Origin of the sequence: Streptomyces sp. NBC_00012 (assembly GCF_045040875.1) — a bacterium.
In the GTDB taxonomy this organism is placed as follows: Bacteria; Actinomycetota; Actinomycetes; order Streptomycetales; family Streptomycetaceae; genus Streptomyces.
This window is the reverse complement of the sequence record NZ_CP108309.1, coordinates 7817094-7833364: the sequence shown is the minus strand read 5'-3', so window position 1 is coordinate 7833364 and position 16271 is coordinate 7817094. Positions and strand designations below refer to the sequence as shown.

The 16271-nt window shown below is 68.1% G+C and carries 13 protein-coding genes; 3 read left to right on the top strand and 10 right to left on the bottom strand.

Annotation, left to right across the window (positions count from 1 at the left end):
* The 6 genes from OHA19_RS35515 to OHA19_RS35490 all read right to left on the bottom strand — a co-directional run bounded on the left by OHA19_RS35515 (position 1) and on the right by OHA19_RS35490 (position 6922).
* Complete coding sequence (locus OHA19_RS35515) at positions 1 to 1101, bottom strand: alpha-hydroxy acid oxidase (protein ID WP_405709624.1); 1101 nt, start codon at positions 1099 to 1101, stop codon at positions 1 to 3.
* Positions 1098 to 2177 (bottom strand): 4-hydroxyphenylpyruvate dioxygenase, encoded by a 1080-nt coding sequence (hppD, locus tag OHA19_RS35510; protein WP_405709627.1) that lies wholly within the window; start codon positions 2175 to 2177, stop codon positions 1098 to 1100. Before hppD ends, OHA19_RS35515 begins: the two co-directional genes overlap by 4 nt.
* 47 nt (positions 2178 to 2224) lie before the next feature.
* Positions 2225 to 3040 (bottom strand): hypothetical protein, encoded by an 816-nt coding sequence (locus tag OHA19_RS35505; protein WP_405709630.1) that lies wholly within the window; start codon positions 3038 to 3040, stop codon positions 2225 to 2227.
* A complete protein-coding gene (locus tag OHA19_RS35500; protein WP_405709633.1) occupies positions 3030 to 4769 on the bottom strand; it encodes an NHL repeat-containing protein in 1740 nt (579 codons plus the stop codon). The genes OHA19_RS35505 and OHA19_RS35500 overlap by 11 nt, the downstream gene beginning before the upstream one ends.
* Positions 4766 to 5869, bottom strand: coding sequence for a Rossmann fold nucleotide-binding protein (locus OHA19_RS35495; RefSeq protein ID WP_405709636.1), 1104 nt, complete (start codon positions 5867 to 5869; stop codon positions 4766 to 4768). The genes OHA19_RS35500 and OHA19_RS35495 overlap by 4 nt, the downstream gene beginning before the upstream one ends.
* Before the next feature lie 108 nt (positions 5870 to 5977).
* On the bottom strand, positions 5978 to 6922 hold the full coding sequence (locus OHA19_RS35490) for a ribose-phosphate diphosphokinase (protein WP_405709639.1): 945 nt from the start codon (positions 6920 to 6922) through the stop codon (positions 5978 to 5980).
* A gap of 418 nt (positions 6923 to 7340) precedes the next feature.
* Between OHA19_RS35490 and OHA19_RS35485 the strand changes: the two genes are divergently transcribed.
* Entirely contained in the window at positions 7341 to 8666 is a 1326-nt protein-coding gene (locus OHA19_RS35485) for an ATP-grasp domain-containing protein (RefSeq protein WP_405709642.1), read from the top strand.
* Here OHA19_RS35485 and OHA19_RS35480 read toward each other — a convergent pair.
* The gene (locus tag OHA19_RS35480; RefSeq protein WP_405709645.1) at positions 8661 to 9896 is read right to left on the bottom strand and encodes an MFS transporter; all 1236 of its coding nucleotides are present in this window, start codon (positions 9894 to 9896) and stop codon (positions 8661 to 8663) included. The two genes, OHA19_RS35485 and OHA19_RS35480, sit on opposite strands and share 6 nt — an antisense overlap.
* 341 nt (positions 9897 to 10237) lie before the next feature.
* Here OHA19_RS35480 and OHA19_RS35475 point away from each other — a divergent pair, with 341 nt between their 5' ends.
* Together OHA19_RS35475 and OHA19_RS35470 are read left to right on the top strand one after the other, a co-directional pair.
* Positions 10238 to 11191 carry a phosphotransferase gene (locus OHA19_RS35475; protein ID WP_405709649.1) on the top strand — a complete coding sequence of 318 codons (954 nt, stop codon included), beginning with the start codon at positions 10238 to 10240 and terminating at the stop codon, positions 11189 to 11191.
* A 36-nt stretch (positions 11192 to 11227) separates the two neighbouring features.
* The gene (locus OHA19_RS35470; RefSeq protein ID WP_405709653.1) at positions 11228 to 12784 is read left to right on the top strand and encodes a condensation domain-containing protein; all 1557 of its coding nucleotides are present in this window, start codon (positions 11228 to 11230) and stop codon (positions 12782 to 12784) included.
* Between the two features lie 60 nt (positions 12785 to 12844).
* Here OHA19_RS35470 and OHA19_RS35465 read toward each other — a convergent pair whose 3' ends face one another.
* From OHA19_RS35465 to OHA19_RS35455, 3 genes are read right to left on the bottom strand one after another with little or no spacing between them, the layout of a single operon-like run.
* On the bottom strand, positions 12845 to 14185 hold the full coding sequence (locus tag OHA19_RS35465; protein ID WP_405709656.1) for a nucleotide sugar dehydrogenase: 1341 nt from the start codon (positions 14183 to 14185) through the stop codon (positions 12845 to 12847).
* Positions 14182 to 15246 (bottom strand): NAD-dependent epimerase/dehydratase family protein, encoded by a 1065-nt coding sequence (locus OHA19_RS35460; RefSeq protein WP_405752892.1) that lies wholly within the window; start codon positions 15244 to 15246, stop codon positions 14182 to 14184. Before OHA19_RS35460 ends, OHA19_RS35465 begins: the two co-directional genes overlap by 4 nt.
* A complete protein-coding gene (locus OHA19_RS35455; RefSeq protein WP_405752890.1) occupies positions 15243 to 16238 on the bottom strand; it encodes a phosphotransferase in 996 nt (331 codons plus the stop codon). The genes OHA19_RS35460 and OHA19_RS35455 overlap by 4 nt, the downstream gene beginning before the upstream one ends.
* Between the last annotated feature and the right edge of the window lie 33 nt (positions 16239 to 16271).

Here is a 16271-nt window from a genome sequence, read left to right as displayed (position 1 = left end):
TCATCGCAATGGCTCGCCGACAGGACGCAGTCCGGCGGCGGCCTCGACATCGGCACAGCCGGACAACGCCAAGGCGTCCTCAAGCTCGTCCTTCAGCAGGTCGAGGACTCTGCCGACACCATTCTCGCCGCCGAGAGCGAGTCCCCACAGCACGGGGCGGCCGATCAAGGCCGCGGTCGCGCCCCGGGCCAGGGCCTTCAGCACGTCGGAGCCCGAGCGGAAGCCTCCGTCGACCCACACCTCGCATGCCTCGCTCACGGCCTCCCGGACCTCGCCCAGCATGCAGAACCCCGGCACGGCTCCGTCCAGCTGGCGTCCACCGTGGTTGGAGACGACGACGGCCTGGGCGCCGAGCGACTCGGCACGTACCGCGTCGCGTGGATCGAGAATCCCCTTGACCACGACAGGCAGGTCCGTGCGGCTGCGGAGCCACTCCAAGCAGGACCAGTCGAAGGCGGGGTCGAAGGCCTGGCGTGTGTGGGCAGCGACCGCGGACCGGCCGGGAACCCTGCGTCGGGCGGCGAGCGTGTCAGCATCGGTGAGATGGACGGCGCGTACGTCGTCGGGCAGGGCGAAAGCGTTGCGTACATCGCGCAACCGTCTCCCCATGCGCGGAACGTCGGCCGTCAGCATCAGCGCTGTGCAGCCGGCGGCCTTCGCACGGTCGATCAGCTCGGTGAGCAGCCCGCGGTCGCGCAGCCAGTAGAGCTGGAACCACAGGGTGCCGGCGCCCTCGGCGATCCGCTCGACAGGGACACTGCTTAGCATGGGCACGACAAACGGAACTCCCGCCGCCTTCGCCGCCCGGCCCGCGGCGAGTTCGCCGTCCGGGTGCACGAGCCGCTGATACGCCATGGGCGCCACTGCGACAGGAAGAGCGGTGGAGGTACCCAGGAGGCGCGTCCGGGTGTCCGGCCCGGCCGCGGCCCGAAGCACCCGCGGCACCAGGAACACCGAGTCCAGGGCGGCCCGGTTGGCGAGCAGCGAGCGTTCGCGGCCACTGCCGCCCTGGACGAAGTCCCAGACCGGCCGTGGCAGGCGCTCCTCGACGGCGCGCGCCACGTCCTCCAGGTCGTGCAGGGCCTCGAGGTCGGTGCTCACGAACGGTGGCCCCGGGCCTCGGAGGCCGTCATGGACTGCTCGACCGCCTCATAGAGCGCCTTGATGTTGCCGCTGCCGAACGTCTCGGCACCCTGGCGCTCGATGAATTCCAGGAAGAAGGTGCCGCGCGGGTGCGTGGACCGCGTGAATATCTGGAACAGCTGCCCCGCATGGTCACTGTCGGCGAGCAGCCCCAGGTCCTGCAACTGGCTCACATCGTACTTGCGGAGCGTGAGGCGCCCGGGGAGGTTCTCGTAGTAGGTGTCCGGCGTGCTCAGGAAGACAACGCCGCCGTCCCTCAGGGTGCGCACCGAGTCGACCACGTCATGGCAGGAGAAGGCGATGTGCTGGACGCCGGCGCCGCCGTGGTCGCGCACGAACTTGTCGATCTGCCCGGGATCCCGGGTGGTGTCGGGCTCGATGATGGTCAACGTGATGTCCCCCGCGGCGTTCTGCACCACCTGCGAGAGCATCGACTGGCGTCCGACGAGGATCTGCTCTTCGAAGATCTTCCGGAAACCCAGGACCCGCTCGTAGTGGGCGACGGTGTCGTCCAGCTCACCCGCGGGCACGCACACGGCGAAATGGTCCACTGCCAGCAGGCCCACGCCGTCATGCGGCAGGTCGTCCGTCGAGGCGACGATTCCCGGGGCGATACGTCTCATGTCCGCGTCGGGCAGCCACTGGAGGAAGGTGTGCCGAACGTCGCCGAAGGCGCGGATCGTCGCTGTGACGCACCCGGAGACAAGGTCCTCGACGGGCTCCTGGAGCGCCACCGCCCCGGCCGCCACCGCTTCCTGGAAGGCTGCACGGGCGTCGTCACAGGCCAGCCAGATCACGGCCGGCGCGTCGCCGTGCAGGTCGGTGTGCGTGTGAGCCGGATGCGCAGGGGTGAGAGCCTGGGTGTAGACGAAGGTGATGTCGCCCTGTCGTACAGCCACCGACCGGCGGTCCTCCGCGACCTTCCGGCCGGACACCCTGAAGTCGTAGACCTCGACCATCTCGGCGGCGCGAGCCTCCGCGTCGCACACATAGAACTCGACGTGGTGCAGCGTCGTACGTTGCGCGTATGTCATGGCTTGACCACTTCCACTAATCGCGAATGAACGGTTTCGATGACGCGTCACCCAGCGGTCGCCGGTCCGGCCCCCTCCGCGTCGGTCGAGACGGTCGTCATGATGTGCCTGCAGACATCGAGAACGTGCTCGACCCACGTGCCGGGACGGGCCTCCGAGTAGCCGCGCATGGTCTCGATGGCCCAGTAGTCGTCACTGCTCAGCAAGGCAGGCTTGGCCTCTTCGAGCCGCCGCGCATGCCATTTCGGGTTGCGGGAGAACTGCCCCTCGACGGTGAGCAGCGCATCGACCACGTAGGTGAAGGCGATCCGGGCAGCCAGTACGGCGCTGCGGTGGTCGCCGGTCCGCAGCATGCCCTCGGCGTCCTCGACGGATTCGCCGGCCAGCCTGACGGCGCGTCCCACCATGATCGCTTGGAAAGCCGACTGTTCGACCCGCTCGCGGTGCCGCTGCAACCAGTCGGCACCGTGGATCGGAACGGCGTACAGAACCCGCTCGAGGAAGTCGCGTTCGGCGACCGTGACCGGGCCCGCGGACGCCCCGTGCTGACGGTACTCGTCCCGGCTGACCCGGGCCAGCAGCGCTTCCACCTGCTGGGACATCCAGTATTCGAGGTCCCAGGAACGCTCCGCGACCCTGGTCGACTCCAGGGCGAGGGGATGACGGCCGTTCGTGCCCTTCACATAGTCGGCGGTGTCGCTCTGCCAGGGCCGGTCCGAGATCACGTACAGGTCGTAGTCGCTGCCGGCATTGCCCCAGCCGCGGATGATGGAACCCGTGACATAGACGCAGTCGTACGTCTGCGGAAGCAGTCCACGTTGCTCCAGAGTGCCGATGTCCGGGAACTGCTCGTCAGCTGTCACGTCGGTCCACTGCTCCTTCCGCATCCTCCGGCACCGCCGTGAGTTCGGCGATCCGGCTGTTCAGGTAGTCGGCCACGAGAATGCGGCCGCGCCCGTCGAACGCCGCGTACTTCGGCACCCTCAGTTCGGGAACCGCCGCGGGAAGGGCCTCGATGTCGAGCACAGGCCCCACGGACCAGAGACGTTCACCGCTCCGGGTCGCGGCCGTCAAGCGGCAGGCGTCCGTGTCCACGACGAAGAGCGCCCCGCTGCCGTCGGGCATCGGCATCGCGAACCGGGGGTAGAGCAGGGGCCGACGGTCCTTCGCGCCGGCGGCAGAGGTGTCGGCGATCCGGTGGCGCACCGCGCCCTCGGCGTCGAACTCGATGACGCGGTCGTTGGCGGAGTCGGCGACGAGTACGCCGCCGTCGGCCATCAGGCATGCCTGGTGCGGGTCGGACAGCCGCTCCGCACCGTCGCCCCACTGTCTGAGAACCGTGTCGTCCTCGCCGATGAGCAGGACCCTTTCCAGGTCCGAGTCGACCACCAGCAGCTCACCGTCCGGGAGCAGTTCGACGTAGTGCGGGTCCATCAGGCGCACCGGCAGGCCGTGGGACGACGCCTTGTCCACCTCGCGTGTCACCCGGCCGGTGCGGTCAAGGACCAGAACACGTCCGTTCAGACCGTCCGACAGAGCGATCCGGCCGTCGTACCCCGGCCGCGCCGAGCGGGGCAGATTGAGCCCGGCGCCTTCGCCGAAGGCCCACCGTTCAGCCCCCGAGGGGTCGATGGCCACGATTCTGTCCGCATAGGTGTCGCAGACCAGCAGGCCATCCGATGCCGGCAGCGGCTCGACGGTGCGTGGGAAGGAAAGCGTATGGTCCGCAAGAGTGCTCGGCCCGTACTCCCAGCGCACCTCGCCCTCGATCGAACGCACGAGGAGGCGCCGATGCACCGTCTCCGTCACCAGCAGGTCGCCGTCAGGAAGTTGGCGGACATAGGAGGGCCCCGCTGTCGAACCACGCCCGGTGCCCGGAAGGTCGCGCAGCCAGCGGCCGTCGGAGTCGAACTCGGCGAGCCGGCTGCCACGCCAGTCCGCGACAACGGTCCGCCCGTCATGAAGCCGGCAGGCCGAGTAAGGTGCCCCGACCCGGCCGTGGTGCAGCCCCGGACGCCGCCATTGCCCGAAGATCTGTACGCGCCGCCCGTATTCGTCCAGCTCGATCGCGCAACAGGTGAGCGCGTCCGACATCAGGATGTTCCCCGATGGCAGCAACTGCACGTCCGAGGGTTCGATGAAACTGTCCTCGCTGGGCCTCAGATGGCGCAGGAGCCGCCCGTCCAGGGTGAGGAGGAGAATTCCGTCGTCCCCGGCGAGCAGGAGCCGGTCCCCCAGTACGGAACCGCAGTTGAAGGCCCTGGTCACCGGAAGCGGTCGGTGAAGCGTGCGGCGACCGGAACGGTCGGCCCAGTACAGATCGGTCCCCTGGCAGAAGAGGACGGTCTCGGCGTCGATGCGGTGGGCGAAGTTCATCCGCGGCGGGGCGCTCAGGCTCCACACCGTCTCCCCGTCGGCGGACACCTCGATCAGCCGGTTCTCGGGGAGTTTGCGGTCAACGATCAGATACGTTCCGTCCGCGGTGCGTTGGCCCAGGAACGGGAACGTCAGGGGCGAGGCGTCACTGCCCTCGGGATGGACCACACCCCATTGCCGACTCAGCCGGTAGGGGTCGGGGTTTCCCCGATTCACAGCGCCTCTCGCAGCAGGACCGCCGCTGACTCGACGTCGTCGACGAGGCTGATGCGCGCCCCGAGTCGTCGCCCCTTGCCCAGTGCGTCGAGCAGGTCCCAGGCCGGCAGCTTCGCCGTCCAGTGCTCCTTGCCCACCAGGATGATCGGCCTGATCGGACCGTCGGTGTAGTAGCTGGGCATGGCGGCCTCGAAGATCTCCTGTACGGTGCCGGCCGCGCCGGGCAGGAAGACCAGTCCGGCGTTGGCCAGACCCAGCACGCCGAAGTCCTCCAGCGTGCGGGTGAGGAACTTGGCCATCACCGTGACGAAGGCGTTGGCCGGGTCCTCGCCGTAGACGTTCGTCCAGGGCGCCACGCCCAGGGAAGCAGTGCTGTGCACGCCGGCCGGGTGCAGGCCTCGCACCTCGAACGCGGAGCGGGCCCAGTCAGTGACAGCGGCCTCCACGTCGGGGACAGCGGCAAGGATGCCGAGCGCCTTGTCCAGTACCTCGTCGTCCGCGTCGGCAAGGTAGGCACCGAGGTTGGCGGCCTCCATGGCACCGGGCCCGCCCTCCGTCCCGACCACCAGTCCGCCCCGGGCCAGTGTGCGGCCCAAGCGCGCCGCGTCGGCAAATCCATCGGTTCCGCGCATGAGCGAGTGTCCGCCCATGATGCCTACGATCCTTTTTCCGGCCACGTACTCGTGCAGGGCGGCCGTCATCGCACTGTCGTGCAGGCCCTTGAGGATGCCGTCGCGCACGCCGACCGCGTCGGCGGCTTCGCGGGCCCAGTCACGAACCCGCGCGTCCATCGTCTGCTCGTACGGCAACTCACCGACACCGTCGAGGAGTTCGGCCGATGTGTAGAGGCCGAGCCGGTACGGATCGAACGGAAGCTCCGGAGCGACGGAGAGCACCAGCGCTCCGGCCTTGCGCAGCTCGCTCTCGGCTCGCTCATCCATCACGCAGCCGAGGAAGGCGGCCCGATGACACGGCCGCGTGGCTATCTGCAGCAGTACCTCCGTCCGCCCGCCTAAGTCCACCTTGTGCACGCGCAGTTCGTCACCCTGGTCCGATGGGTCCCAGCGGTCGAACGCGTCAAGGGATGCGATAGTGGGCATGCCTGGAAGTCCTCACTCTCAGGTTTGCGATATCGCGCGCCAAGTGAGCGACGCGCGGCCTACAACGGTCTGCGAAGACGGATATGTGGCGGCGTCGAACGAGCAGATTCAGGAGGGGTCGAACAGTGCGCTCACCGACTCGCCGTTGTGAATACGCCGCATGGCCTCGGCAAGTGCGGGGGCTACGGAGAGCACCCGAAGCTTCTCGGTGACCTGCGCCGCGGGAATGGGCACCGTGTTGGTGCACACGATCTCCAGGACGTCCTTCTGCTCCGACAGCCGCTTGAGGGCACCGGCGGCGAACAGGCCGTGGGTGCAGGCGACCCGGATGGAACGCGGCCCCAACTCCCGGAGCTTGGCAAGCAGTTCCAGCACAGTGCTGCCCTTGGCGATCTCGTCGTCCAGGACGATGACATCCTGGCCCGCGACTTCACCGATCACATGGCTGATGCTGACCCGGTCATCGGGGAAGCGCTGCTTGGCGCCGGCGGCCACCTTGGCCCCCAGCAGACGCGCGAAGGCGGCTGCCTCCTTCGCGTTCCCGAGGTCGGGGGAGACCACGGTGGTCCTCGACAGGTCGTACTGCCGGAAGTGCGCGGCCAGTTCCCGCAGAGCGTGGAGGTGGTCGACGGGGACCGAGAAGAATCCGTGCACCTGGGGCGAGTGCAGGGTCATCGCCAGGACCCGGTCCGCACCCGCCGACGTCAGCAGGTCGGCAACCAGGCGGCCACCGATCGAGATGCGCGGAGCGTCCTTCTTGTCGGAGCGGGCGTAGGCGTAGTGGGGCATGACGACCGTGATGCGGCCGGCGGACGCCCCACGGGCGGCATCGCACATGAGAAGCAGCTCGAAGAGATGCTCCTGCACGGGCGCGACGAGCGGCTGCACCAGGTATACGTCCCGCTCACGGCAGTTGGCCTGCAGCTGGACCTCGAGGCAATCATTGGCGAAACGGCTCACCGAGACAGGACTCTGAGCGACTTCCAGGTGGGCACACACTTCAGCCGTCAGCTCGGGGTGGGCACTGCCACCGAATACAACGATGTCCTTCACCAACGACTCCCTCAGCGATCACTTCGGCGACGCCATGCTGACACAGAGATGATCGCCTGGCCATTCCGACTCGCACTCCTGAACTGCCGCAGCCCCTGCCGCACTTGATAAAACCACTACTGACCTGGGTCTTCTCATGGAGTGCATGTTCGACCACCGACACACCACCAGGCACCTGTGACCTGCTTCACAGACCGGTCGCGCGACCGTTCCGGCCAGCGCTTCCGATTCGAGCCGGTCCCGCGCGTCGGTCCCGTGCGTGTGAGCCGCCCGCAGAATGTGAAGGCAGAATGTGACGGCCGATCCTGGGCTGTCGCGGTGCCCTCCACGCCCGCACCGTCGGCCGTCGACCTGCCCCTCAGCGTCGCGCCGTCGAGATCCTCGGCACGACCGGACATCGTCCAGAAGGAGAGATCCCATGGTGTCCCCCGACCATCACTTCGATGCCCGTACCCCCGGCTCGCAGCTGTCGTCCGATGAACTGCCGGTGCTGGTGGTGGTGTTCGACAAGGGCGCCGCCTCTGCAGCCGAACTGGCGGTCGGCCTCGGTGATGCCGCACACCTGGTCTTCGCGGTGCCGCAGTCCGACTACATCGAGCCCCTCCTGCCCACGCTCGGCGAGCTGGGGGCCGTGGTGGAACTGTCGGATGACGAGGAACGCGATGCCGAGGTGCTCAGGCCGCTCTCGCCGTCCGGCATCGTGACCTTCTCCGAGTCCCGGCTGCGGCTCGCCGCCGGAATCGCCGAACGGCTCGGGCTGCCCTTCCACTCGCCTTCGACCGCCCTCGCGTTGACCGACAAATACCGCCAGCGTTCCGCGCTGAACGCCGCGGGGGTGAGCCCGGTACGCACGGCCGTCGTCCGTGAACCGGCGGAATGGGACGACGCATGGGCAACGGTGGGGCTTCCGGCGGTGGTCAAGCCGGTGCGCGGCGAGGGGAGCAGGGACACCTTCTTCGTGGAGTCCACGGCCGAGGCCGCGCGCGTACAGGAGAGGGTGACGGACCGCGGACGGCTGACCGGCCCGGTCGTGGTCGAGGAATTCCTGCGCGGCAGGCCGTCGACGCCTTACGGCGACTTCGTGTCCGTGGAAAGCGTGTCCGGTCCGCAAGGAGTGAGGCACATCGCGGTGACCGGAAAGTTCCCGCAGGAGTACCCGTTCCGTGAGCGCGGTCAATTCTGGCCCTCCACGCTCACGTCGGAAGAAGAGCAGGAGGTCTGCCTGCTGGCCGGCGAGGCGCTGGCGGCTCTACGGGTCCAACGGGGTATGACCCACACCGAGATCAAACTGACGCCCGACGGCCCCCGCGTCATCGAGGTGAACGGGCGGCTGGGCGGGAACATCCAAGACCTGTCGGTGCGTTCGGGCACAGGCAATCCGGTCCGGGCCGGCGGTCTGCTGGCCCTGGACGCCCCGGACGGGCTGGCGACCGCCCGACCGGACCGGGTGTTCTTCCAGTACATCTACCTGGCACCGACTCAGCCCTGCACGATGACGACTGCCCATGGTCTCGCCGAGGTACGCAGACTGCCGGGCGTGGTCCGCTACCTCACCTATGTGCAACCGGGTGACCTGCTGCCGGGCGGCGTCGGTACCCAACGCCTGGGGCACCTCCGGGGCGAGGCTCCGGATCACGAGTCGATGTTCGGCATACTCGACAAGGCGCTCACGATGCTGTCGTACGACTTCAAGGGACCGGACGGCTCCGTGTTCACTCTGCGCCGGTCCCTGCCGTCCTCATGACGGCGAGACGACCAGCCCCTGCCGGTCGAACCGGATGGAACGCACCTGCGGCATACAGATGACGACGAGGCAGGGCAGAGCGAGCACAGCGGCAGCGAAGCTCAGAGTGGCCTCGGCGCCGACCCAGGTGGACAGCGGACCGGACACCGCCATTCCCAGCGGCAGCGCGACCATGCTCAGCATGGAGTCATAGGAATTGACACGGCCCATCACCTCCATGGGGAACGACTGGCTGACGACCGCCGTCCACACTTCGTTGAGGACGGCCAGTCCGAGGCTGCTGACCCCGCAGCACACGACGATGACCGGCAGCGGCAGCCCGTGCCCCAGGCTGAGCAGGGGCAACGCGCCGGGGATCAGCGCCGCGTTGGCCACGACCAGCGGCCTGCGCGGCACCCATGTCAGCGAGATGAGGCAACCCAGCACCGCGCCGACGCCGAGCCCGGCGGACATCATGCCCCAGGCCCTGGCCCCGCCGAACTCGGATCGGCTCAGCACCGGAGCGAGGACGAGAAACGCGGAGAAGCCCATGTTCCAGCAGGCGTGCGCGATGATGTTCACCAGGAACCAACCGCGGTCGCGCACCTCGGTCCAGCCGGCCCGCAGATCCGCGATGAAGTCCTGCCGCTTCCCCCGGGCCACCTCGGTCGTGTAGAGGCAGAGAAATACCGCGGCGAGCACGAAAGTCGCACCGTCCACGAGGTACGCGAGGGAAACCCCGACGTACGCGAGCAGTACACCGCCGGCTGCCGGACCTACGACGTCCGCGATGCTCCTGGTCAGACTGTTCAGTGAACTCGCGGCCTGGATCTGGGCAGCGGGCACGCTCTCTCGGAGCATCGCCGTCAGGGCCGGCCGGGAGAAGGCGAAACCAGCACCGAGAACCGCTGCCGCCAGGACCAGGTGCCACATTCGGCAATGGCCGGTGTAGAGAAGCAGGGCCACCAGCAGTTGGACGGCGGCTCCGAGCGCGAAGGTGGACAGCGCGACCAGGCGCCGGGGCAGACGGTCCGACCAGACTCCGCCCACCAGCACGAGCACGAGCCGTACCAGGGCCTTCACGGCGAGGACCATGCCCACCTCACTCACCGAGCCACCGACCTCGAGAACGGCGAAGGGTACGGCTACGGAGGCCACGGCATCGCCGGCGCTGGACAGTGACTGAGCGGCCCAGAGCAGCCGGAAATCACGTTGCCGTATCGCGCCGCCGGCGCGCTCGAACTTGAACACGAGTGAACACTCCTCAGGCATGAAGGACATCTCGGGCAAGCGGGCTTCGCGGTCTCACCGCGGATGCGGGACTCGTGCGAGCGCCGGTCTTTCACAGCTCAATTCGACCGCCAGGAAGGCTCGTTGTCCGCTTCGACGTTTGGCCTTACAGTTCGTACGGCCATCATGATCACACGCGAGCGCAGCAGTCCGGGAGCAGGCGGCGCACTTCGTGCCCGAGCAGGTTCATCCCGCCCGTGGAGTCGTTCGAGCCGCGTCCGTTTCGGTACCGCCTCCGGCGTGGCCGGGATTCCACTGTGTGCACCCTGGTCCCCGGACGGCACTGCAGAGCCGGAGTCATCTTGTCCTCAGCGACGAACGCCGTCGAATCCTGGCTGTCCGCGCGGCTTCCCGCGCACCTGGCGCAGCGCCGCGGCGCTGCCGTTCCGGTCCACGAACGTCCCTGGGCCACGGTCTTTCGCGTGCCGGTCGACGGCGACGACCTGTGGCTGAAGTGCACCACTGGTCTGGCCCGCCACGAGGCGTCGCTCGTAGAGCTCCTGCGCGCCCGTCTGGGGCCGGTCGTCCCCGAGGTGGTCGTCCGGGACGAGACCAACGGGTGGTTCGTGACCTGCGGCGCTCCGGCCCTGCCGAGCGCGGAGGGGGACCCCGACCGTGCCCGGCGCCTCTGGGAGGCGGTTCTGGAGCAGTACGGCGCGATGCAGCGCGAGATCGCGAAGGAGAGCGACGCAGTCGTCGCCCTGGGCACCCTTGATCTGCGTGCCGAACGGCTGATGGACCACCTCGACATGCTCCTCGACGGGCCGGGCATGGACGGTCATGACGAGCTGCGCAGCGGGATCGCCGGCATACGGCCGCAGCTCGAAAAGTGGTGCGCTCTGCTTCAGGAGAGTTCTGTTCCGGCCAGCATCCAGCATGACGATCTGCATCTGGGCAATGTGTTCGGCGGGCACGGCGGGCACGGCTTCGTGATCATTGACTGGGCCGACGCCGTCGTGACCCATCCTTTCGGCAGCCTGCTCTACCCGTTGTACGCGGCCCGTCGCAGAGGAGACACACCGGCCCAGATCGATCGGCTGGTGGATGCCTACCTGTCCGGCCTGGGCCTGCCGGGGCGGACCGCGCAGACCGATGCGACGATCACGGCGGCGCTGCGGCTGGCCGGGATTCCCCGGGCTCTGATGTGGCAGTCCTTGGCCGACCTCGTCGGCCGGGCGGCATTGACGGACTACTACGGCACAGGCGCGCCACGCTGGCTGGGCCGCATGGCGGACGGCACCTGGGCTCTTCTGTGACAAGCATTGGAGAACATCTGTGAAGGGGATCGGCGCATGACTGACCCAGCATCCGTCCGGGCGGCACTGGACACCATATGGAAGGAGGTGCTGGGCGACGCCTACACCTCGGGCACGCATGACACGCCCTTCTTCGAGTTCGGAGGAAGCTCGATCCAACTGCTGGAACTGTCACGAAGGATCACGGCGACCTTCGAGGTGAAGTTCCCGCTGCGGCAGCTCTTCGAGTACTCCACACTCGAGCAGCAGGTGACGCTGGTCGGCAAGTCGGGAGCAGCCGGAACCGATGTGCCGGCGCCGGCGGAGGGCCGTGCCCGGCCGGTCGTTCCCGGGGACCGGCCGCTGGTGCCGCAGCAGGCGGTGAAGCTGAGGCGGCTGCGGGCCTCCGGCGGCGGTGGACGACGCGTGTTCGCGGCACTGCGGGTGGACGGGGTCTTCGATCCGCACCGTCTGTTCGACGCCTTCCGCGCCGTGGTGACTTCCCGCGACACCCTGCGCGGCACCTTCGCGTGGCAGGACGAGGAGCCTGTCTGGCGCCCCTTGTCCCCGCAGGAAATGCCGTTCGAGGCGGACCACGTCGAAACGGTGGCCGACGAGGTCGAGGCCTTGGCCTACCTGGCCCGTCAGGCCGACCGGCCGCTGGCCCCCTGGGACGGACGACTGGCCCGGCTCGCTGTCGCACGGGTCGACGCGACCACCCACTACGTCCTCGTGGTGGTCTCCCACCTGGCGGTGGACGGCTGGTCCCTGGGCCTCCTGCTGGACCAGCTCGCCGACGAACACAACGCCGTCGCGGCGGATCCTGCGGGCCTTCCGTCCTTCTACGACTGGGCCGACCGCTACAACAAGCAGATCGCCGACCGCGGTGGGATGGAAGGCGTTGTCCGGGACTGGCGGGAGTACCTGGGCTCGCCCCCCTACCAGCGGGGGACGCCGATGCCTGCGGCGGTGCCCGGGGCCGAACGCGGTTGTGCCATGGCGTTCACCCGTCTCGACGCCACCACCACCCGACTCCTCCGGCGCGCGGCTGCTCGTCACGACGCCACGGTGTTCAGCCTCCTGGTGGCTGCTCTGCACCGTCAGGAGGCCGACGACTCACGCCACGACCTGCAGTACTCCACCGCCACAAGTGTGCGGCACGAGTTGGGGTCCGACCGCGTCGTCGGCCTGTTGTCGGACGCCCGGGTCCTGCTGCGCTGCGTCTCCGCTCCGCACACGCCCGCACCTGATGCACTCCGGGAAGCCGAGCGGTCGCGGCGGCAGGCACTGGGGCTGCTGGCGCCGCCCTTCCGGACGCTGCGTGCCCACATCGGGGACGACGTCCTCGACGAGACGACGACGCCGTACGTCGCCCTGAACCCGGCGTGGCTGAGCACGCCCCGGCGGCTGGGATCCGCGACCGCGACGTCGGCCCCGTTGGCGGCTCCCGAGGACTACCCGAAGTACGTCCAGTACTGGTGGACCGACCAGGGCGACGAGCTCGTCTGCACTCTGCGAGTGCCGTCCGACCGCTTCACCGCCGACCAGGCCGATGCGCTGCTGCGCAGGACGGTGGAGTCCACGATCGGCTTCGCCCGCGGCTGCGACGTCTGATCCGCAACGTCGTCGGTGAGGAGACCGCGGCCATGGCGGTCTCCTCACCGACGACGCGCTTCAGCCCTTGACGACCGGCACACCGAGCTGGGGAAGGCGCTCGATCACATTGCGGGTGTCGACTACGAGGGTCGCGCCCGCCATGAACTGCTCCCAGTCGATGTCCGAATGGTCCACCAGGATCAGCACCGCGTCGTACTCGGCGGCCAGTCCTGCGTAGCAGGTCCTCGACTTCACCGGATCGGGGCCGACCGCCCTCTCGGGCAACTGGGGCACATGGGGGTCGTAGTAGTCGACGTCGGCGCCCTGCCGCCCGAGCAGACGGATGATCTCCAGCGACGGGCTCTCCCGGATGTCGTCCACATCCCGCTTGTAGGCGACACCGGCGACAAGCACCCGGGCACCCGTAAGTTCCTTGTCACGCTCCCGTAATGCCTCGGCCGTCCGCTGGACGACGTAGCCCGGCATGCTGGAGTTGACCTGACCGGCCAGTGACACGAACCGTGCTTCCATCCCGACCTGCCGGGCGTTCCAGGCCAGGTAGTACGGGTCGACCGGGATGCAGTGGCCACCGACCCCGGGCCCCGGGGAGAACGGAAGGAAGCCGAAGGGCTTGGTGCCCGCCGCGTCGAGGATCTCCCAGACATCCAGCCCCATGCGATCGCACATCGTCTTCAGCTCATTGACCAGACCGATGTTGACCCATCGGAAGGTGTTCTCGAAGAGCTTGCTCACCTCGGCCGCGCGGATCGAGGAGACCGGACGCACGCTGTCGAAGACCTGGGAGTACAGCGCGTGGACGGCTTCCCGGCAGCCAGGGCCGCTGCCGCTGACGACACGCGGTATGGCTGACACGGCGAACTGCCGGTTGCCGGGGTCGATGCGCTCCGGCGCATAACTGAGCAGGAAGTCCCTCCCGGCCACCAGGCCACCGGTTTCGAGCAGTGGGCGCAGCACGTCCTCGGTGGTACCGGCGTACGTGGTCGACTCCAGCACGACGAGGCAGCCGGGACGCAGCCCGGGAGCGATCGCCTCGGCGGCGGCCCGCACATGGCTCAGGTCGGGCTGCGGCTCCGCGCCGCCGTGCCGTACCGGCGTCGGTACGCAGACCAGGACGCAGTCCAGGGAGGAGACTGCGGCGAAGTCGGTCGTCGCGGTCAGTCTCTGCGCTCGAACCTGTTCCGCCACCGCCGCACCGGAGACGTGCTCCAGGTGGCTCTCACCGCGGTTGATCAACGCCACCCGGTCGGGCTCGATGTCCAGCCCGACGACCCGGAACCCGGCCTCGGCGAACACCAGGGCGTTCGACAGGCCCACGTACCCGAGTCCCACAACACCGATGACAGCGGTGCGGTGTGTGATTGCGTTGATCAGTGTGTCGGTTCCGGTTTCGGGTTTCATATCAGTGCTCCCCGCACCTCACGCATGGCACGGATCACCGAGTCCACGCCGGCCTCCAGGCCGACCTCGGGCCGGAAGCCGAGCAGTCGTCGCGCCTTGCTGATGTCGGGTGCCCGGTCCAGGACGTCCGGGGTGGCGTCGCCGAGGAGGCGCACGGCCGAACGGGATCCGCTCAACTCGACCACGAGGTACGCGAGTTCCTGGATACCCAGCGTCGCGGAGTCGTTGCCGATGTTGAAGGTCTCACCGATTGCGGCGTCCTGGGCCAGGCACCGGTGGATTCCGTCGACGAAGTCGGTGATGTAGCACCAGGACCTGCGCTGTCTGCCGTCGCCGGTGACGGTGATCTCCTCGTGTCGAAGGGCCCGGCTGACGAAGGTGGTCATCGCGTTGCCCAACGACCGATGGGGCCCGTAGACGTTGAAGGGGCGGACGATGGTGGTCGGGACCCCGTGCTCCGCCTGGTACGCCATGGCCAGGAACTCCGCGGCGACCTTGCTCGCCGCATAGCTCCAGCGGAGCGAGTCGGTGTCGAGCCGGAGCGAGGCGGTCTCCGGAGTGCCGTTGGCGTGACGGCCGTAGACCTCGCTGGTGCTCAGCACCAGCGCACGACGCAGATCGCGTTGGCGCGCGGCGAATTCCAGGCACATCTGCGTGCCCCGGATGTTGACATCGAGAGTGAGCAGACTCTCCCGGGCGACTCGCTGCACCCCGAGTACGGCTGCCGCGTGCACGATGTGCGTGTAGTCGTCCGCCAGCTGCTCGAACGTCTTCGGGTCGGTGACGTCACCCTGCACACAGGTGACCAAGGGATCCTCGACGAGCCCCAGCGCTTCAGCGGTGGAGCCCGCGGGCGTGACAGAGTCCAGGAGTGTGACGGAATTTCCGGCCTCGACAAGGCTCTTGGCCAGCGTGGCACCTACGAATCCCAATCCGCCCGTGATCAGGACACATCCGTCGGCTATGCGGCTAGGAATGGTTGTGTTCCCCTCGTTCCGATGTGGATATCCGGGATTGCCGGATATCCCTTGCGGTGTCCCAGTGTCCGACCTGTCCCTCAACGAACTGTGTCCACCGCGCGCTCGACACAACGACGCACCGCGTCGCGAACCGCCCTCGTGCGCAGATGACGGAGACGCCGCAGATAGTCGTTCTGCTCGATCGGCTCGCCTTCCTGCTGCTGTAGCTGCGCCGTGTAGCAGAGGAATTTGCAGCACAGGAACAGCAGAGCCTGCGGGAAGACGTCCGCATCGGGGCGCGGACCACCGGCATTGGCATAGGCACGCAGCAGCGCGGTGGCCAGATCGAGATCGATCACGTTGTCGGTCGGGGTGGCGAACTCCATGACCACCAAGGCCAGATCGAGCTGTGACGATCCCAGATAGGCGTCGTCGAAGTCAATGAACCCCACCAGATTGCCGTGGTCGTCGATCACGGTGTTCGCGAAGTACAGGTCGCCGTGCACCACATGCCGCTCGGTGGGCGGCGTGAACAGACTCGAGACCTCCGACCAGACGTCACCGACCTCGGCGGCAACGCCCGGGTCCTCGTCCGCGAGCTGCTTCAGCAACTCCGCCATCAGGCCGTCGGCCAGAGCCTCCTCGGCGTTCTCCTTGCGTCCGGCCGGGGTGAACCCGTTCAGCAGCAGGCGCATCCTGGCGTAGGCCGCACCGACCTGGGTGACGATCTCGTGGCCGAGTTCGTCCTGAGCCAGGGTTCTGCCGGGGAGATAGGTCAGCACCGTGAAAAGGCGTCCTGCCAGTTCCCCGACCGACTGCCCGGTGAGCGCGGGCACGCACCGAGGGACGGGGAAGCCGGCGTCATGAAGGTGGCTCAGTACGGACAGTTCGAGATCGATCTCCTCCCGCCGGCGTTCCGTGGCGTACAGCCGCAGCAGGTATGTGCCGGATGCCGTGACCAGACGGTAGTTGGAGTTGACCATGCCTTCACCACACTCGTGGAACTCCACGACGTGGCCGAGACCATGGGTGTCTGCCACCGAGTTCACCTCGGCGGCTCCCACGACGGTCGGGCGGTTCAGTCTTGTGACCATGGGCCTGTTTCTGTCGGTGAATGAACTCGTCGG